This is a genomic window from Chryseobacterium sp. Marseille-Q8038, assembly GCF_965111995.1.
In genome coordinates, this window is sequence record NZ_CBCOPN010000001.1 from 2,254,085 (window position 1) to 2,273,305 (window position 19,221).

At 36.4% G+C, this 19,221-nt stretch carries 15 protein-coding genes; 9 read left to right on the forward strand and 6 right to left on the reverse strand.

What is annotated here, in order from left to right:
- Positions 1-104: 104 nt before the first annotated feature.
- From ACWPWS_RS10440 to ACWPWS_RS10450, 3 genes are all read left to right on the forward strand, one after another.
- Complete coding sequence (locus ACWPWS_RS10440; protein WP_209785458.1) at positions 105-1,007, forward strand: ABC transporter ATP-binding protein; 903 nt, start codon at positions 105-107, stop codon at positions 1,005-1,007.
- A 2-nt stretch (positions 1,008-1,009) separates the two neighbouring features.
- Positions 1,010-1,855: an ABC transporter permease gene (locus ACWPWS_RS10445; protein ID WP_454046438.1), complete on the forward strand. Its 846-nt coding sequence runs from the start codon at positions 1,010-1,012 to the stop codon at positions 1,853-1,855.
- 122 nt (positions 1,856-1,977) lie between these two features.
- Complete coding sequence (locus ACWPWS_RS10450; protein ID WP_454046439.1) at positions 1,978-2,610, forward strand: hypothetical protein; 633 nt, start codon at positions 1,978-1,980, stop codon at positions 2,608-2,610.
- 43 nt (positions 2,611-2,653) lie between these two features.
- Here ACWPWS_RS10450 and msrB read toward each other — a convergent pair whose 3' ends face one another.
- The 4 genes from msrB to ACWPWS_RS10470 all read right to left on the reverse strand — a co-directional run bounded on the left by msrB (position 2,654) and on the right by ACWPWS_RS10470 (position 5,122).
- Entirely contained in the window at positions 2,654-3,751 is a 1,098-nt protein-coding gene (gene msrB / locus ACWPWS_RS10455) for a peptide-methionine (R)-S-oxide reductase MsrB (protein ID WP_454046440.1), read from the reverse strand.
- A 23-nt stretch (positions 3,752-3,774) separates the two neighbouring features.
- A complete protein-coding gene (locus ACWPWS_RS10460; RefSeq protein ID WP_454046441.1) occupies positions 3,775-4,212 on the reverse strand; it encodes a DUF417 family protein in 438 nt (145 codons plus the stop codon).
- Between the two features lie 80 nt (positions 4,213-4,292).
- Positions 4,293-4,562 carry a hypothetical protein gene (locus ACWPWS_RS10465; RefSeq protein ID WP_047377054.1) on the reverse strand — a complete coding sequence of 90 codons (270 nt, stop codon included), beginning with the start codon at positions 4,560-4,562 and terminating at the stop codon, positions 4,293-4,295.
- A 5-nt stretch (positions 4,563-4,567) separates the two neighbouring features.
- Complete coding sequence (locus tag ACWPWS_RS10470) at positions 4,568-5,122, reverse strand: sigma-70 family RNA polymerase sigma factor (protein ID WP_454046442.1); 555 nt, start codon at positions 5,120-5,122, stop codon at positions 4,568-4,570.
- 272 nt (positions 5,123-5,394) lie between these two features.
- Between ACWPWS_RS10470 and alaS the strand changes: the two genes are divergently transcribed.
- From alaS to ACWPWS_RS10500, 6 genes are all read left to right on the forward strand, one after another.
- Positions 5,395-7,998 carry an alanine--tRNA ligase gene (alaS, locus tag ACWPWS_RS10475; protein ID WP_454046443.1) on the forward strand — a complete coding sequence of 868 codons (2,604 nt, stop codon included), beginning with the start codon at positions 5,395-5,397 and terminating at the stop codon, positions 7,996-7,998.
- 609 nt (positions 7,999-8,607) lie between these two features.
- The gene (locus ACWPWS_RS10480; RefSeq protein ID WP_454046444.1) at positions 8,608-10,086 is read left to right on the forward strand and encodes an alkaline phosphatase PhoX; all 1,479 of its coding nucleotides are present in this window, start codon (positions 8,608-8,610) and stop codon (positions 10,084-10,086) included.
- Positions 10,087-10,151: 65 nt separating this feature from the next.
- Positions 10,152-11,966, forward strand: a complete 1,815-nt coding sequence (locus ACWPWS_RS10485; RefSeq protein WP_454046445.1) for a cytochrome-c peroxidase — start codon at positions 10,152-10,154, stop codon at positions 11,964-11,966.
- A gap of 297 nt (positions 11,967-12,263) precedes the next feature.
- Positions 12,264-14,591, forward strand: a complete 2,328-nt coding sequence (locus tag ACWPWS_RS10490; protein WP_309511546.1) for a hypothetical protein — start codon at positions 12,264-12,266, stop codon at positions 14,589-14,591.
- Positions 14,592-14,666: 75 nt separating this feature from the next.
- The gene (locus ACWPWS_RS10495) at positions 14,667-14,903 is read left to right on the forward strand and encodes a hypothetical protein (protein WP_454046446.1); all 237 of its coding nucleotides are present in this window, start codon (positions 14,667-14,669) and stop codon (positions 14,901-14,903) included.
- An 8-nt stretch (positions 14,904-14,911) separates the two neighbouring features.
- Positions 14,912-16,381: a M20/M25/M40 family metallo-hydrolase gene (locus ACWPWS_RS10500; protein ID WP_454046447.1), complete on the forward strand. Its 1,470-nt coding sequence runs from the start codon at positions 14,912-14,914 to the stop codon at positions 16,379-16,381.
- A gap of 494 nt (positions 16,382-16,875) precedes the next feature.
- On the opposite strand, the gene ilvA is transcribed toward ACWPWS_RS10500, so the two are convergent.
- A complete protein-coding gene (gene ilvA, locus ACWPWS_RS10505) occupies positions 16,876-18,138 on the reverse strand; it encodes a threonine ammonia-lyase (protein WP_454046448.1) in 1,263 nt (420 codons plus the stop codon).
- Positions 18,139-18,149: 11 nt separating this feature from the next.
- Complete coding sequence (ilvC, locus tag ACWPWS_RS10510) at positions 18,150-19,196, reverse strand: ketol-acid reductoisomerase (RefSeq protein WP_105683973.1); 1,047 nt, start codon at positions 19,194-19,196, stop codon at positions 18,150-18,152.
- Positions 19,197-19,221: the final 25 nt, after the last annotated feature.

Sequence of the window (19,221 nt, forward strand, 5' to 3'; positions counted from 1 at the left end):
ATTCTATCAAATTTAATGTATTTACCAATAAATTGACATTGATTTATGATAATTCTGTAACATTTTCTAATTTATATAGACTACTACTATGTAAAACAAATTACATGGAAAAGATTTTATCAGTAAAAAATTTGACAAAGAAATTCAAAAGAGTTGTAGTCAACAATATTTCTTTTGATGTTGAAAAAGGAAACGTTTATGGGCTATTGGGGCCGAATGGAAGTGGAAAATCTACCACTTTCGGGATGTTGCTTTCTACCATCAATCCTACCAGTGGAGATTGGTTTTGGTTTGGCAAAAAAGGAACTGATCCGGAAACGTTAAAAAAGATCGGAGCAATTATTGAGCAGCCCAACTTTTATCCTTATTTAAGTGCAGAAACCAATCTTAAGATTGTGGCAGAAATCAAAAAAACACCCTATTCCAGGATTGATGAAGTTCTAAAAACCGTTAATCTGTATGAAAGGAGAAAAGATACTTTCAAAACCTTTTCTCTGGGAATGAAACAGCGTCTTGCTATTGCTTCAGCGATGTTAAATAATCCTGAGGTAATGATATTGGACGAACCCACCAACGGATTGGATCCTGAAGGAATTATTCAGATCAGAGAAATCATCAGCAATATTGCCAAGCAGGGAATCACCATTATTATTGCCAGCCACCTTTTGGATGAAATTGAAAAAATCTGCAGCCATGTTATTGTATTGAAAGAAGGAAATTCTATTTACTGTGGAAGAGTAGACGAAATGACTTCCAACAACGGATATTTTGAACTGAAAGCTGATAATAACATATTACTTTTCAATACATTGAACGAATTACCGTGGTTTAGCTTCGTCAATCAGGACAGGGATTATATTAAAGCCCAGATCCGTGATGATGTGTCAATTTCAGCTTCAGCACTGAATCAGAAGCTGGCGGAAAAAGGGATTTTCTTATCTCATTTGGCCAAGAAAAAACTATCTCTTGAATCTCAATTCCTTGAACTTGTAAAAAACACCAATTAGTCATGATAAAATTATTAAAACTGGAATACTATAAAAACCTGAACTATAAGCCGTTTAAGGTTTTTACGATACTTTATTTTGCCATTCTTGTCGCTTTGCTTTTCATCGGATTGGTTGATTTTGATCTTTTCGGAAGTACCATCAATTTAAAAGAACAGGGCATTTATAATTTCCCCGAAATCTGGAATTTCACGACATGGATTGTTGCTTTATTGAAAATTTTCCTGGGACTGATTATTGTTTTTTCCATTTCGCAGGAATTCAGCAACCGAATGTTCAAGCAAAATACGATTGACGGATTAAGCAGAAAGGAATTTATCACTTCAAAATTGCTGACCATAAGTATTTTCACCATTGTGTCAACGGCAATTGTATTGGGTCTTACGATATTGCTTGGATATCAGTATTCTAATACAACCGAATCTACAAAGGTTTTTGCGGAGATTTTCTTTATCGGAAATTACCTGGTAAAATTATTTACGTTCTTCTGTTTCTTAATGTTCCTTTCCATTTTATTGAGAAAATCGGTATTTGTATTTCTTGCCTTATTTGTTTTCTGGATTGGTGAGGGAGTTTTAACAGCTGTTGAAGTTTTCACCAAAGTAAAAGGACTGCAGGGAGCACAAAGAAACGAAGTTCTTCAGAATGACTTTTTTATCACGCATCTTTTGCCGTTGGAAAGTATGTCCAGCCTTATTCCTAATCCTATGATGAGATTGAATATGGTGAAAATGATGGGCGTAAAATATGAATTCCACTACCCTACAGAAAGCCTTATTGCCTGTCTGGTTTGGTCTGCCGTTTTCATCTTCGGGTCCTACTGGATTCTGAGAAAAAGGGATTGGTAGATGGTAATATTTTGAATTTAAAGATTTAAAAATTAAAATATTTAAATTATTTTTAAAGTGGTTCGTTTGCGGATCACTTTTTTTGGCTTAAAATTTTCATTCTGCTTTGTCAAAAACTAACCATGAAAAAAATATTCTACGTACCCGGATTAATCAGTGCCGTGCTGATTCCTGTTTTATTCTGGTATTATGGAAATCAGAGGGTTCAGCCACAATATTCAGTAATAGATCTTGGGCTTCCGTCGAAAGTCAGACCCAATAGACCTTTCGACAATACTTTTGAACCTTACAGAAATTGGAATTATAAAAAGATAATTGTCTCCCCTAATACGGCTCTGCAAAATCAGAAATTGTATGTCTCAGAACTTAAAAAATTGCAGACAAGAAATGAGAAAGAATCTGGAATAGAATTTATCATTAACGATAACAATAGCTATCAGGATTTTATTGCTCTAATTGATGCTATGACAATTTCCCATCAGGAAATGTATGGTGTCGATATGGAGAAAACAGAGCATTTTTTTGCTATTCATGAATATAAAGATTCGGATAATATTGAAAGAAATTATAACAGTATTTGCGGAACTGAGGCCAACACTATTTATTACAGCGAAGAAAACCATTATAAAGGCTTTGATACTTTAAAATACTTGCCTGATCTTCCCAAACAGTCATTTTATGTGATTTTTGGCTTTCTATTATTTGTGAATATCTCTATGCTCAGCATTAAAGAACGATTTCAGCTACATCATTAGTTTTAAAAATAAAAGGCTGCCATTGGGCAGCCTTCCTTTCACATTACTTTTTATCTAACAACGGAAGATATTTTCCGTATCCTTTACTCTCCATTTCTGCTTTTGGAATAAATTTCAGTGAAGCACTGTTGATACAGTAACGAAGTCCTCCTTTATCCTGTGGTCCGTCTGTGAAAACGTGTCCCAAATGGGCATCACCGGTTTTACTTCTTACTTCTACTCTATCCATACCATGGGTACGATCCAGTTTTTCGTCAATCAAAGCCTTTGTAATCGGTTTTGAGAAACTTGGCCAACCACATCCGGATTCAAATTTATCAGTAGAAATAAACAAAGGTTCTCCGGTGGTAATATCTACATAAATTCCTTCACGGGTTTCATTCCAGTATTCATTTTGAAAAGGTCTTTCTGTACCGTTTTCCTGAGTAACATTGTATTGCTCTGCAGTCAGTTTTTCCTTTAAAGCTTTTTTATCCTGTTTATGATAAGCTGGTTTTGGAAGTGGATTGGCTTTTTTCGCCATTTCAAAAAGTCCCGGTTCAATGTGACAATATCCCCCTGGATTTTTATCCAGATAATCCTGATGATAATCTTCTGCTTTGTAGAAATTTTTCAATGGAATTGTTTCTACAAGCAATGGCTTGTTATAATTTTTTGCCAGTTTCAGAACTTCATCTTTTACCACAGCTTCATCTGTTTTATTGGTGAAATAGATTCCCGTTCTGTACTGATTTCCTCTGTCATTTCCCTGCTGATCTTTACTTGTAGGATCAATGGTTTTGAAATATAAATCAATCAACAGTTTCAGATCCACTTGTTCCGGATCATATTTTACTTTTACCGTTTCTGCAAAACCTGTTGTATGACTTACCACCTCTTCATAAGTAGGATTTTGAGTATTCCCGTTGGCATAGCCCACTTCTGTTCCTACCACTCCACGAATCTGTTGAAAAAAATGTTCTGTTCCCCAGAAACATCCACCTGCAAAATAAATCTCTCTAACGTTTTTGTTATCCATAATTTTCTCATTTTCTTTTTTAATTTCCACTACATTAGGCTTGTTTCTCTTAAAAAGCCCTGATCCCGCAGCAAATACTGCTATACCCAGAATGATTCCGAGTACAATGAATATATTTTTCATATTTACCTTTTTATTCATTACTATTATTTTTGAACGATCATGAATCCGAATCCTAAAAGCATAAGGTCTTTTAAAATAAAGAAATCCGTCACAGCCACTCCATCTACTATTTTCCACATTCCCGGTGTTGTAAATAAATAGCTTAATGTTACCAGAAAAGTTACCATCATTCCTATCCCTGCATATTTTTTCAATACAGCAAATTTCGCACTAAATATCAGGAGTAATGCAATGATAATTTCTATCGTTCCGATAAGATTTGACACTGCCTGGACGCTCATAATCTTATATACGAAAAAAGTTAAGAAATGGTTTTCCACCAAAGGTTTTATGGCAGCAGCTTCTGTAGGGGTAAATTTGAAGATACCAATCCACAGCAATATAAGCGCTGCTCCGAAAAGTGAAATATAATACCCGGTTCGGGTTAATTGATTTTTAGATTCCTGTACTGTTCCGACCATATTTTTAAGATTTTAAATGAATACTTTATTGTTTTCAAAAGTATAGTCGGAGCATTTTTAAAATCCTGACAGAAATTTTCTTAGAAATTTAATTTATCGATTATTTTATTTTTAAAGTCCTGAATTTCAGAATCATTTATTTCAGTTTTTTGTTCTGAAAATTTCTTTTTAAACACTTTATCCAGAAGTGCCAGTTTTTCATTGTACATCCGGCACCATTTGCAGATCATCAGATGCATGCTCAGCATCCTGTTTTCTCTGGAAGAAATGGATTGGGCATTCCTTTTTTCCATCAGTAAAGTAGCTTCACTGCATGGTAAAAATAATTTATGTAGTATTCTTCTTATCATTTCTCTTATGACTTTGAAAACCAGTTAAACTCCAGACATTCTCTCAGCTGCATTCGGCTTCTTTGCAAAATCTTCCAAAGATTAGTCGTAGAAACTTCTAATTCCTGACTTACTTCCGGTGCTTTTTTTTCTTCGATATAATACATTTTCAGCAGGATCTTCCATCTGGAGGGCAATTCTTCGATACATTCCTCTAATGTTTTATTAAAATCTGCGCTGTCTAAAAGTTCATCTCCTTCCCCTGAAACATTCCAGTCATTCAAAACATCATTATTTTTCCAGGATCCTGTTTCGTCAAAAAAATGATCGAGTCTGACATTGGGTTCGGATTTGTATTTTTTCCGGTAAAAATCTGCCACTTTCCTGTTCAGAATAGCCATCAGCCAGGTCAGAGGATTACTTTTCCCTTCAAAAGAATCATGGGCTGAATAGGCTGCAAGAAAAACTTCCTGAACAACATCCTGAGCGTCTTCTTTATTCGAAAGTACATACAGTCCCCGCTTCAAAAGCGGCCCGGAATACTGCTCTATCCAGCTTTTCAACTCTTCATCTTTTGTCATGGGAAGGATTTTTATCTTATCTCAGATCACGGCGAAGGTAATAAGTTAAACGGAAAATTGCAAAATTAATAGATAATTGGTTACAGACTCTCCAATTGTATAGTCTTTGAAACCCTATACAATTGATGGAAAGACATTAAAAATTCTGATGCACATTTATTATCAAAACCCATCACCATTCAAAACATAGTATAAAATTATTACAAATCGCTTAAAAATCTTAAATTTGCATCTTATCAAAATTTGATACTAAAAAAAGCAAAAGCAATACTATGACATCACAAGAGATACGTCAAAAATTTTTAGATTATTTTAAAAGTAAGGAGCACTTAATCGTTCCTTCAGCTCCTATTGTGCTGAAAGACGACCCTACCCTTATGTTTTCCAACTCCGGAATGACGCAGTTCAAGGATTTTTTCCTTGGCTACAAAACCCCTACCGCCCCTAGAATTGCCGATACCCAAAAGTGTCTGAGAGTTTCAGGGAAACACAATGATTTGGATGATGTAGGTAGAGATACTTACCACCACACCATGTTTGAGATGTTAGGAAACTGGTCTTTCGGGGATTACTTCAAAAAAGAGGCTATTGCTTTTGCCTGGGAATTACTGACTGAAGTATACGGAATTCCAAAAGAAAATTTATATGTAACGATTTTTGAAGGAGACGCTTCTGAAAATCTGGACAGAGACCAGGATGCTTTTGATTTCTGGAAATCTCACATTTCAGAAGACAGAATCATCAACGGAAATAAAAAAGATAACTTCTGGGAAATGGGTGAAAGCGGACCATGTGGACCGTGTTCAGAAATCCATGTTGACTTAAGAACACCGGAAGAAAAAGCTAAAGTTTCAGGACTTGAGCTGGTGAACAACGACCATCCTCAAGTTGTAGAAGTATGGAACCTGGTTTTCATGGAGTTCAACAGAAAGGCAGATAAATCTTTAGAGAAACTTCCTGCACAGCATGTAGATACAGGAATGGGCTTTGAACGTCTTTGTATGGCGCTTCAAGGGAAGTCTTCCAACTATGATACAGATGTTTTCACCCCGCTTATTTCTAAAGTTGAAGAGCTTTCAGGTAAAAAATATACAGGAGTTTTAGAAGACGAAAAAGATATTGCTATCCGTGTTGTGGTAGACCACATCAGAGCAGTTTCTTTTGCTATTGCAGACGGACAATTACCATCTAATGGAGGTGCAGGTTATGTAATCAGAAGGATTTTAAGAAGAGGAATTTCTTATTCTTACCGATTCTTAGGAATGAAAGAACCTTTCCTTTACAAATTGGTTGCTGTTCTGCAGGAACAAATGGGGCCTTTCTTCCCGGAACTTGAAAAACAAGGAAAACTGGTTGCTGAAGTAATCAAAAGTGAAGAAGATTCATTCTTAAAAACAATTGAAAACGGATTGATCAGAGTTGAAAAACTAATTCAGCAGACCATTGCAGATAATCAGAAAGTCTTACCAAGTGAAGAGGTTTTCGAATTGTATGATACTTATGGATTCCCGGATGATTTAACAAGAATCATTGCTGAGGAAAAAGGATTAACAATTGATGAAGCTGGTTTCAAAGCTGAAATGGAGAAACAAAAACTTCGTTCAAAAGCTGATTCTGCTCAGAAAGTATACGACTGGGTAAACCTTGAATCAAAACCTGAAACGTTTGTAGGATATGATCAGATAGAATCTGAAACGTATATTACCAGATACAGAAAGGTAGAAAACAAAGACGGAGAATTTTATCAGGTGGTATTAAGCAATTCTCCTTTCTATCCTGAAGGAGGTGGACAGGTTGGAGACAAAGGTGTTCTTGAGAATGCTGTTGAAAGCTTTGAGGTACTGGAAACTAAAAAAGAAAACGGATTGATTATTTCATTGATCAGCGGACTTCCAAAGGATGCAGGTGCTGTTTTCTATGCTAAAGTAAATGCTTCTGACAGAAAGAATTCTCAGGCTAACCACTCTGTGACTCACCTTCTGCATGAAGCTTTAAGAGATGTTTTAGGAACTCACGTAGAGCAGAAAGGTTCTTATGTAGGTCCTGATTATCTACGTTTCGACTTCTCTCATTTCAACAAAATGACTGAGGAAGAACTGGCATTAATTGAAGAAAAAGTAAACAAAAAAATCAAAGAAAGTATTGCTTTGCAGGAGTTCAGAAATATTCCGATTCAGGAAGCTTTGGACAAAGGGGCAATGGCTTTGTTTGGTGAAAAATATGGTGACAGTGTGAGAATGATCCAGTTCGGAAGTTCAAAAGAACTTTGCGGAGGAACTCACGTGAAAAACACCAGCGAAATCGGTCATTTCAAAATCACTTCTGAAGGTTCTGCAGCAGCGGGAATCAGAAGAATTGAGGCTATTTCAGGAGATAAATCTGAAGAATATTTCAACAATCTTGAAAAACAGATCATTGAACTTTCTCAACTGCTAAAATCGAAAGATGTAGTAAGATCTATCGAAAAACTTATCGAAGAAAATGCTTCATTGAAGGCTGAAGTAGATGCTCTTAAAAAGGAGAAAGCAAAAGGAGAAATCGGAGAATGGAAGAATGCTTATGAGCAAAAAGGCAACAAGCAGCTTCTTGTAAAGAAAACTTCTCTGGATGCAGGTTCTGTAAAAGATATCGTATTCCAGCTGAAGAGAGAGATCCCTTCTTCCGTGACGATTATTCTTTCTGATGCAGACGGAAAACCAATGATTACTGTTGGGGTTTCTGATGATCTTGCAGCAGATTATCAGGCTGGAGCTATCGTAAAAGACCTTGCAAAAGAAATTCAAGGTGGCGGTGGCGGAAACCCAGGTTTTGCAACAGCAGGCGGTAAAAACCTTGATGGTTTGGAAAACGCTTACCAAAAAGCTTTGAATATCTAAGAATAGAAAGCTCTATTATAAATTTTAGCCCCGGCTGTCTCAGAATTGAGACAGCCGAGGCTGTTTTTATTGTATATCATATTTTTCGACGCAGAGCATTTTCTATATTATTTTATATTTCAGGAGACAAAGATTGGAATCAACTTCATTGATCCTGACGAAGCTTGTGTACTAATCATACTCCGATCTAGTTTTCCATAAACATCTGTGTAATTCGTGTAATCTGTGGGAAATTAAAATAATTTAGGAAACCAAATATATGTTTTATTTAATGCTAAGAATCGCAATAAAAGGCTCATGCTATCATAAATATTTCCGCTCGCAAAGGCGTTACACTCAGCTATGAAATGATTTCGTTTTTTGCTAAATAGAATAACTTTGCGAACGAAAAAGTAGATGGACAGAAACCTTAGCGTCTCTGCGTTATAAAATCCCATTCTTTATGATTCAGATTTTCATCAAAGACTCTTTTTATTTATATCCGTTCTAATTATTGACCTTACCTTAACAAATCATCACTTAATCTTAAACTATTTGTTTTGTCTTCTTAAAACTTAGTTAACACCAGACCTTTAGTTTTGTCGTAATCGAAATTCAAAAAATATAATTATGAAAATTAACAAAACTATTGGAGCTCTATTCCTTACAGCGATTGTTTTTCAAGGCTGTAATGATGACAATAACGGGGATTCCAACACCCCTGCCAATGACAAAATAAAGATTGAAAATTTTTCTAAAGAGCCTGCTTTCGTTTATGGAATGCAAGGTTTTGAAAATTTAAATATAACCACCCTTATTTCCAGTTCAGATGTTCTTCCAGGTTCTCCTGACTTTGTTTTTGGAGGTCAGCCGGACGGAATGGGAATTATGAAAGATCCTAACTCTGATGGTTACCTGATGATCACCAACCACGAGATCAAGCAATCGGTATCCAGAGTATATTTAGACAAAACGTTTAAGCCTGTAAAAGGAGAATATATTTTAAATGGAACCGGAGGAATGACAAGATTATGTTCCGCTACCCTGGCAACTCCTGAAATTCATGGCTTCAGTGCATTCCTTACTGCTGGAGAATCAGGTGAAGAAAGTATGGTTCATGCTTTAAATCCTTTGGCTCCTGTATCGCAGGCAACAGATAAAACAAGAGTAAAACCAGCTTTAGGAAAGGCTTCAATGGAAAATGCAGTTCCGCTTCCTAAAGATGTTTCTAATGGAAAATCTTATATCGTTATCGGGGAAGACCAATCTTATTCATCTTCTCACCAGTCTGCAGGACAGTTGATCATGTATGTAGCCGATACGCAGGGAGATTTGGATAACGGTAAGTTGTATTCTTTAAAAAGAACAAACAGCAACTATACTGAAACGGATATGACGAAAGGAAGCAGCTACGATGTAGAATTTGTTGAAATTCCGAATGCCAAAAACCTTACAGGAGCTCAGATCAATCAGAAAAATATTGATAATAATGCCATTCGTTTTTCAAGAGTGGAAGATGTTGATTACAGAAAAGGAACTGGAAAAGGAAGAGAAATTTACTTTACCGCTACAGGTGAATCTTCTGATGGTGTGAATCCGAAAGCAGGATTAACCATGTGGGGAAGAGTTTACAAACTTGTTTTGAACGCTAACAATATGCTGACAGGAAAACTAGAGGTGGTAGCAGAAGGAGATTCCAATCCTGGAAATAACCTTATCAACCCGGACAACTTATGTGTAACTGAAAACTTTGTGTACATCCAGGAAGACGGAGATTCTTATTACAAAAATGCCAACCATGATTCTTATATATGGCAGCTGAATATCGCTACAAAACAATACAAGCCATGGCTGAATATGAGACACAACAGAAATGATTCTGCATGGCAGACGGCTTATAACCAATCCGGAGATCTTCAGAAATTCGGTTCATGGGAATTCGGTGCTATGGTTGATATTTCAGATATCATTGGAGTTCCGAATACATTCTCTGTGAATATCCATTCTCATACCTGGCAGCTGGATAAATTCAAAAATCCTGACGGTTCCGGAATCAACACCAATAAAGAAGGTGGACAGATTGTAATCATCAGAAACGTAGAAAAATAGTTTTAATTTCTTCATATCAAATTAAAGTATCAATAGAAAATTTCTGTTGATACTTTTTCATACCTATGCATAAACTTTCAAAATACCCGATACTCCTTTTCTTATACTCTGCAGCTGCGCTTTTTACGCTCTATTATTGTAAAAATGATAAACAGCAGCCTGTGTACGAAGATCTTGGTTCTGTAAAAAGCAGGATTATCAAAAACAATACTGATTTCGAAAAACAAATCAATGAACTGAAAACCCTGGTTGCTAAAAGTTCCGATGAAAAACTTCTTCAGCAAAAGTTTCAGGATATCAGAAAAACCTATAAAAAAATGGAATGGGCTGTAGAATATTTCCTGCCTCACTCTGCTAGGTTTATCAATGGTCCTGCCCTTCCTGAAATAGAAATGGATGAACATACCGAAATAGAACCGGAAGGATTACAGGTTTTGGAAGAGATGTTTTATCCCTATGACCAAGCAAACAAAGAGGAAGTGACCCGAATGCTTAATAAACTCACCAATAAAAGCAATACGATAGCCACCAACTTTCAGGTGATTACCATCAGTAAAGATCAGGTTTTTGATGCTTTAAGACAGGAAGCTTTCAGAATTTCCAGCTTAGGAATTTCAGGTTTTGACACGCCTGTTTCAGGTGTGTTTTTGCAGGAAATGCCCTCTACTCTGGAAGGGATTAAGGAAACGCTGAAGCAAATTTCTACGGATCGGTCAAAAGATAAAGCTTTAAAAAATATTGTGGCAGAAATCAATTCAACGATTGAAGTTCTGAAAAAAAACACAGACAAGAATACGTTTGATTATGTCAATTTTATCCCTGACCACCTGAATAAAATCACTGCTCTGATGCTTGATTTTAAAAATCAGGAGAATATTCCGGATGTAGAAGTAACCACTGCTCTCAACAAAAATGCCGCTACTTTTTTCTCTAAAAATGCTTTTAACCCTAATGCTTTCACGCCAGGAAAGGAATATGCCTATTCTGAAGAAAAAGCCGCTCTTGGTCATCAGCTTTTTAATGATAAAATTCTTTCCAACAGCAACAACCGGAGCTGTGCCACCTGTCATATTCCTGAGAAGGCATTTACGGATGGGCTTGCCAGATCTATGTCTCTTGAAAATTCAGAACTTGCCAGAAATGCTCCATCGCTCAACTATGCAGGATATCAGCATGGTCAGTTTTGGGATATGAGAAAAGATGATCTGGAAGGACAAAGCTCGGATGTGATCTCCAATAAGGAAGAAATGCATGGTGATTTGAATATCATCCTTGCAAAAATCAATCAGGATAAAAATTATCAGGCAGCCTTTAAAAAGATTTATCATTCTCAGAAAACTGAGGTATGGCAGCTGCAGAATGTACTGGCAAGTTATATCCGTTCTCTGGCGAAATTTAATTCTGACTTTGATGAATATATGAGAGGGAATAAATCAGCAATGACAGAAAATCAAAAGCGTGGTTTTAATCTTTTTGTAGGAAAAGCTCAATGTGCCATCTGCCATTTCTTACCTTTATTCAACGGTACGGTTCCTCCAAATTTCAAAAAAACGGAACAGGAAGTACTGGGAGTCGCTGTGAATGGAGAAAATCAAACATTTGACAATGATCTGGGAAGAGGAAAATTCCATGAAACAGTAGCTTCATTACAGCATTCTTTCAAAACGCCAACACTTAGAAACAGTAGCAAAACAGCACCTTATATGCACAACGGAGGATACAAAACGTTGAAGGAAGTCATGAATTTTTATAATAAAGGGGGTGGAAAAGGATTTGGATTTAAAATAGAAAATCAAACCCTTTCTGATGCTCCATTACAACTTACGGATAAGGAAATAGATGATCTTATCGAATTTATGAAAGCTTTGGATGATCAGTAAGTCCCCGGAAAACAACAAATAATTAAAAAACTCCTGTACCTTATATGTTTAGGAGTTTTTTTATTGGAAATCTCCAGAAAATACAGAAAGACTATCTGAATGATTTTGTCATTTAATTTTATCAGAGGAAAGTCCCATGAAAACATTAGATTAAATCAATGTTATACTCTGTTAAAAACTTTTTTACCATCATAAATATTATTAATTTTGACGTAGTTTTTTTACATGAAAAGGGGTTTACTGTTATTATTTTTTATAATCAGCTTTTTGGGGTATTCGCAATCAAAAATTAAGGTTGTGGATGACGCCAGTCAAAAACCTGTCTTTAATGCTAAAGTGTCATGCGACAATACAATCATTGGATACACCAATGAACAGGGCATTCTCGAGTTTAAAACGGGATGTAAAAACATTGATATTGACGCTGATTCTTACCAGAAAGAAACCATCACAGTAGAAAGCAGCATGGAGGTTTCCCTGCTCAAAAAAACTTCAAAAACCACCAACATTGAAGCGGTAGTTATTGAAGATAAAAGTGATCCCAGAGCATTGGAAATCCTCAAAAAAGTAAATAAATTATTTAAAGAGAATTCTCCAAAAAGCTTAGGTTCCTATTCCTATAAATCTTATGAAAAAATATCTCTGGATATTGATGAAGACAGTCTTTCCCAGTTTAATCAGTACTTCAATGATTTAAATATTTTCAAGAAAAAAAGAGAAAAGGACTCATTGAATAACATCAACGCAAAAAAGATATTTTCAAAAAGCAAACTTTTTCTTTGGGAAAGGGCACAAGAGTTTTTATATTCTAAGAAATATGGTGAAAAAATCAATATCCTGGACAACAGAATCTCCGGTCTGAAACAGCCTATCTATGAAATGATCGCTCTTCAGCAAAGTAACAGAGATGTTGTTCCCGAGCAGTTGAAACCGGAAAACAGAGGATTGTACAGATTTTTCCTTTCAGATACCGTTACCCTGGACGGAAGAAAAAACTTTGTGATCCGTTTCCGTGAAGTAAACTATAAAAAGCCAGACAGGAAGCGAAAATATAATGGAGCTATTTATGTAGATACTGAAACGTACGGAGTTAAAAAAATTGAGAATTTCAGTAAAAACAAAAACGAAGGAATTATCACCAGTACCTGGGTATTTTACAATAACAAATGGTTTCTTGCCCATGAAAAAGCCAAGCTTAAAATGGGTAAAATGGCTATGGATGACAAAGAACATGCTGATGATAAGAAAGATAAAAGAAGCTTTGGAACCTATGCATTTCTGACCTCAAAATATTTTGATTTTGAAGCACCTATTGAGGAAAATCCAAAAGATTTCAAAGGCTATACCTTCTCTGTAAAAAATATTGACGGGCACTCTCTGGATCAGTACAGAACCGATCCTCTTACCGACAGGGAACAAAACACCTATAAAACCATTGACAGTTTAGGTAAAAAGTATAAAATCGACAGTAAAGCACAGATTTTATCAGGATTACTGAACGGACAGATCAGAGTAGGCTCTGTAGATTTTGCTGTAGATGAAATTGTCAATTATAACTCTTATGAAGGATTCAGATTAGGATTAAAAGCCAAGCTTAATGAAAACTTCAATCCTTATTTTTCACCGGATTATTATTTCGCATATGGGGTAAAAGACAGAAGGTGGAAATACGGAATGGGGCTTGATATGAAAACTACCCTGGAGAAAAATTCATTTTTCAGGTTTGAGGTTTATGATGATGTAACAGCGTCGGGAGAATTCAACCGGAAGCTTTGGAATTTCAAAATGAGAATGATGAATTTCGGGAATAACTTAAACAACGACCGATATTTTCACTTTAAGGGATTTTCATTATCCTACCTGAATGATGTCACTAACGGACTTACCGTTGCCCTTGCAGTAAGAAGAAATACAGAAGCGGCAGAGTTCGACTATCAGTTCAGAGACAGAGGAACTTCATACAGGAATTTTAATACATTATTTACCTTAAAGTATTCTCCGAATTCTACCAATATTATGACTCCTCAAGGGAAATCACTGATTGACCAGAAATACCCTGAGCTTTATTTTAATTATGAACAGAGCTACAAAATACTGCAGGGAGACTTCAGTTATTCACGTTTTGATGCCCTTTTTGTTCATAATTTCAAGACACCCATCGGAACTACCGGTTTCAGATTGTACGGTGGAGTCGTTTTAGGAGGAGCACCGATCTGGAAAAACTTTACCATGAACGGACTTGCTTCTCCGGGAAAAGATTTTAATTTCAACCTTACTTCTTACCTTGGTTTTGCAACACTGGAGGGCGGAAAATACTATAACGATAAATTCGTTGCCTATTACTTTACCCACAAACTGCCTTGGTATTTCAAAAGTTTCGGGCACAATGTTTCCAGCTTTGATTTTGTTCTGAGAGGGACAATCGGAGATATGAAGCATCCGGAATATCATCAGTTCAAGTTCAGAAAACTGGATCACCTGTATCAGGAAGTAGGTTTGGAATGGAACAATTTCCTTTCCAGCTATTTTAATCTGGGGCTATTCTACAGAGTGGGTTATTATGCAACACCGCATTTTAAAGAAAATTTTGCCATCCAGTTTAAACTGAAGTTTCTAGAGTTTTAATACCCCGGCAAATACAAATTCTTTATTTTTGAATCAAAATTCAGAAATATCCAACGATAATATATAAAAAAGAGCATGCAGAAAATCGAAATCAAAGCAGAACAGTTTTTTGAATTATTAAAATTAAAAGACACTCCGATGTGGGAGATTTTCTCACAGATGATTGATGGAAATGAAAAGGAAATTATCTTTTTAGACAATGAAGACAAAATCCTTTTTAATTATATTTTACCTTCTACACAGGAAAAACTGGAAGAAGACAGAAAGGAATTTTCAAAACAGTTTTCAGATAAACTGTCTAACTTCAATTAAGAATTCCCATGAATAAAAATTATATTTTTTCTTTACTGGGGCTTTTCTTATTTACCATAGGAAATGCTCAGAATTATAAAAAACCATTGGTTTCTGCCATCAAAGAATCTGATCTCCGTACCGATATGTATCAGCTTGCCGCAGACCAGTTCTGGGGCCGTGAAGCAGGAACGCTGGATGAATTAAAAGTTTCTATGTGGCTTGCTGACAAAGCAAAAGAAGCAGGAATGAAACCGGCCGGAGACAATGGTACTTTTTTCCAGTTTTTTGACATGTACAGGCATCAGGTTATTCCTCAGAGCAGCCTGAAAATTGGGGATACAAGTTTGAAATTATGGACAGACTTCCTGGTTGCCGAACCCGTGAATGCTTCTGTAGATGCCGAAATTGTATATGCCGGAAATGCAGAACCTGAAGATCTTGCTCAACTGAATATCAAAGGAAAAGTTCTTGCGGTGAATGCTTCAGACAAAAACATTTCAAAAGATATGACTCTTTTTGTAAGAAGATATCCCGGATTTGTAAGAAACAAATACTACAATAAAGCTGCTGAACTGGGAGCTAAGGCAATCATCTTCATTACCGATGATACCTCTGAACAAAGCTGGGTAGAAGTACTGCCTCAAATGACAAGAGGAAGCTACGGGGTGGAAGGACTAAGAGAGAAAATCACGAATAATATTCCTGTTTTATGGATCAAAAGAGAAAATGCCGCCTGGGTAAAAAATAATCCTAAAGCTTCTCTGAACCTGATCACTGAAACCTATAAATATCCGTCAGTGAATATTATCGGGAAAATAGAAGGTACAGATCCGGTTCTTAAAAATGAATATGTTTTGCTAAGCGGACATCAGGATCATGATGGTATAAGGCATCCTGTAAAGAATGACACCATCTATAACGGAGCAGATGATAATGCAAGTACCTGTGTTGCAATGCTGGCTATGGCCAGAGCTTATAAAAAACAGCCGGGAAAAAGAAGTATTCTGTTTGTTTTCCATGGAGCTGAAGAGAGAGGCTTGCTAGGGTCAAGATGGCATGCAGCCCACCCTGTTGTTCCGAAAGAGAAAATTGTAGCTGTATTGAATGGTGATATGATTGGAAGAAATGATAATAACCAAGCTGCTTTATTGGGAGGAAATGCTCCTCATAAAAACTCTGAAGAACTTGTAAAAATGGCTGAAGATGCTAATAATGAGAGTACAAAATTCAAATACCTGAAAGATTGGGATTCTCCGAGTCATGCTGAGTATTTCTATTTCAGAAGTGATCATCTTCCTTATGCTAAAATTGGGATTCCTGCTATATTTTTCACCAGTGTACTGCACGACCAGTATCATACACCACAGGATGAATCTGAGAATATCAATTACAAAAAGCTTTATAAAATGACCGAATGGATGTACAGAACATCCTGGAAAGTAGCCAATGAAACTGAAAGGCCGAAAGTAATTTCCAATTTTTCGCTTGAAAGATAATTGATAAAAAAATTGAACCATTGAGAAGGATTTAGGCTGTAAGGAAAGTTAAGATTCAAATCAATTTGAATAAAGCAATCTGCTTACTAAATATCGAAAGATATTCTTCTTCACTATTCTTAAAATTTTAATCCTTCTTAATGCTAAAAAAAATAAAAGCTTCACAGATTGTGAAGCTTTTTTCATCATTGTGTTTTTAGAATCTGATTGTGTACGAAATAATTTAATATTTAATATTTGTTATTGTTCTTTTGCCTTGAAGCAAAAGAACCAAAAATTCAAGACTTAGAAACTTCCGCTAAAAATGAAATCTGTTCTCTAAAAACTCTAAAACTCGTGCGGTAGCAATGTATGTTTAGAATCATATTATGTCCCGCACTCAGACAGTAGAGTTTTTTTAACGTTCTCAGAATTCATTTTTTTTAACGCTGCAGTTTCTTATGTCATTAATATGGTCGATAAAAGAAAATTTCTGTGTTTAATAAACATTCCTTTTAAATAAGAAGATTCATCAGAGAAGGATCATTGTTCAGATAGTTGACAAAAAAATCATGCTGCTTCATCTTATCAATCAAAGGGGTAAAGTCTTTGTTTTGTTTCAGAGCAATTCCTACGACTGCTATTCCTTTTTCTTTTGAGTTTTTCTGAGTATACTCGAAATAAGTAATATCGTCATCAGGACCGAGAACATCCATTACAAAAGTTTTCAATGCCCCGGGGCGCTGTGGAAATCTGACCAGAAAATAATGCTTTAATCCTGCATGCAGTAGTGCTTTCTCTTTGATCTCTTCCATACGGGTAATGTCATTATTGCTTCCGCTGATAATACACACTACATTTTTACCTTTTATTTCCTCTCTGTATTTTTCCAGTACAGCCACTGAAAGGGCTCCCGCAGGTTCTACCACGATAGCGTCTTTATTGTATAACGACAATATGGTTTCACAGACCAGTCCTTCATCTACAGTAGCCATATCATACAGGATATTTTTACAGCGTTCAAAAGTGAGATCTCCCACTTGTTGTACTGCTGCCCCATCTACAAAACGGCTTATCTTTTCAAGGAGAATAGGTCTTCCTTTTTCTAAAGCTTTTTTCATACTTGCAGCAGCGGAAGGCTCTACCCCAATGATCTTTGTTTGGGGAGACAAATGTTGAAACACCGTACAGATTCCTGCAGCTAATCCGCCGCCGCCAATCGGAACAAAAAGATAATCAACACTGCCTTCTGTCTGCTCCAGAATCTCGAGCGCAGTTGTCGCCTGCCCTTCAATAATGGCCGGATCATCAAAAGGATGAATAAATACACTGTTATGGTCTTTACAAAACCTCATCGCAGCATCTTTAGCATCATCAAAAGTATCTCCGTAGAGAATCACATCTATGTATTCTCCACCGAACATTTTTACCTGTTCAAGTTTTTGTCCGGGGGTTGGCAAAGGCATAAAAATAGTTCCTTTCACCTTCATTTTCTGACATGCAAACGCTACTCCCTGCGCATGATTTCCGGCACTGGCACACACTACTCCTTTGGAGAGTTCTTCCTCAGACATCGTTGCCATCTTATTATACGCTCCTCTTATTTTATAGGATCTTACTCTCTGAAGGTCTTCTCTTTTAAAACTGATGTTCGCTTCATAAATGGCTGACAAATTATTATTGACAGCCAAAGGTGTTTTTACTACTACATTTTTTAATCGCTCCTCCGCTTTATAGACATTCTCTAAAACGGAGGAACTTACTTCCTCTTTCATCATCTGTTCAGTTATTAATTGTTTTCAGGTCTCAGACTTCGCACCGTCTTACCCGCTTTCCACATTTCACTTTCTCTTAGCTCAGTAAGCTCTAATTCTAATTTTTCACGATAATCAGGTTTACTGTTGCTGTCTATGGAACGTTGAGCTTCGTTTCCTTTAGCTACATTGTCATACAGTTCTTCGAACAAAGGTGAAGTGGCATCTCTGAAACGCTTCCACCAATCCAGAGCCCCTCTCTGAGCTGTGGTACTACAGTTGGCGTACATCCAGTCCATTCCGTTTTCTGCCACTAAAGGCATTAATGACTGAGTCAATTCTTCTACGGTTTCATTGAATGCTTCTGAAGGGCTGTGTCCGTTTTTTCTCAATACATCATATTGAGCGGCAAATATTCCCTGTACAGCACCCATCAATGTTCCACGCTCTCCGGCAAGGTCACTGTATACTTCTTTTTTAAAGTCGGTTTCGAACAGATATCCGCTTCCTATCGCAATCCCTAATGCTGTTACTCTTTCTCTGGCTTTTCCTGTAGCATCCTGATATACGGCAAAACTACTGTTCAAACCTCTGTCCTGCAGAAACATCCTTCTCAATGAAGTTCCTGAACCTTTAGGTGCTACCAGAAATACATCTACATCGGCAGGAGGAACAATTCCTGTACGCTCACTGAAAGTAATTCCGAAACCATGAGAAAAATATAATGCTTTTCCTGGGGTAAGATGTTGTTTTACTTTTGGCCAGTACTCAATCTGTGCAGCATCACTCAGAAGATAGCAGATAATAGTTCCTTTTTCTAAAGCTTCTTCAATTTCAAATAAGGTTTCTCCCGGTACAAATCCGTCTGCTACTGCTTTATCCCATGATTTGGAGTTTTTTCTCTGTCCTACAATGACATTAATTCCGTTATCTTTTTGATTTAAAGCCTGTCCGGGGCCCTGTACTCCATATCCGATCACTGCTACGACTTCATTTTTTAATACTTCCTGAGCTTTTTCCAACGGAAATTCTTCTCTTGTTACTACGTTCTCCTCTACTCCTCCAAAATTCAATTTTGCCATTTTTTTTGATTTTATAATTATTGAT

Excerpts from the sequence above, each read along its gene's own strand:
- ACWPWS_RS10465 (WP_047377054.1), bottom strand. The coding sequence starts at position 4,562 with ATGATAAGAAGAATACTACATAAATTATTTTTACCATGCAGTGAAGCT.
- ilvA (WP_454046448.1), bottom strand. The coding sequence starts at position 18,138 with ATGATGAAAGAGGAAGTAAGTTCCTCCGTTTTAGAGAATGTCTATAAA.
- ACWPWS_RS10450 (WP_454046439.1), top strand. The coding sequence starts at position 1,978 with ATGAAAAAAATATTCTACGTACCCGGATTAATCAGTGCCGTGCTGATT.
- ilvC (WP_105683973.1), bottom strand. The coding sequence starts at position 19,196 with ATGGCAAAATTGAATTTTGGAGGAGTAGAGGAGAACGTAGTAACAAGA.
- ACWPWS_RS10495 (WP_454046446.1), top strand. The coding sequence starts at position 14,667 with ATGCAGAAAATCGAAATCAAAGCAGAACAGTTTTTTGAATTATTAAAA.
- alaS (WP_454046443.1), top strand. The coding sequence starts at position 5,395 with ATGACATCACAAGAGATACGTCAAAAATTTTTAGATTATTTTAAAAGT.
- ACWPWS_RS10470 (WP_454046442.1), bottom strand. The coding sequence starts at position 5,122 with ATGACAAAAGATGAAGAGTTGAAAAGCTGGATAGAGCAGTATTCCGGG.
- ACWPWS_RS10460 (WP_454046441.1), bottom strand. The coding sequence starts at position 4,212 with ATGGTCGGAACAGTACAGGAATCTAAAAATCAATTAACCCGAACCGGG.
- ACWPWS_RS10445 (WP_454046438.1), top strand. The coding sequence starts at position 1,010 with ATGATAAAATTATTAAAACTGGAATACTATAAAAACCTGAACTATAAG.
- ACWPWS_RS10440 (WP_209785458.1), top strand. The coding sequence starts at position 105 with ATGGAAAAGATTTTATCAGTAAAAAATTTGACAAAGAAATTCAAAAGA.
- ACWPWS_RS10500 (WP_454046447.1), top strand. The coding sequence starts at position 14,912 with ATGAATAAAAATTATATTTTTTCTTTACTGGGGCTTTTCTTATTTACC.
- ACWPWS_RS10485 (WP_454046445.1), top strand. The coding sequence starts at position 10,152 with ATGCATAAACTTTCAAAATACCCGATACTCCTTTTCTTATACTCTGCA.
- ACWPWS_RS10480 (WP_454046444.1), top strand. The coding sequence starts at position 8,608 with ATGAAAATTAACAAAACTATTGGAGCTCTATTCCTTACAGCGATTGTT.
- msrB (WP_454046440.1), bottom strand. The coding sequence starts at position 3,751 with ATGAAAAATATATTCATTGTACTCGGAATCATTCTGGGTATAGCAGTA.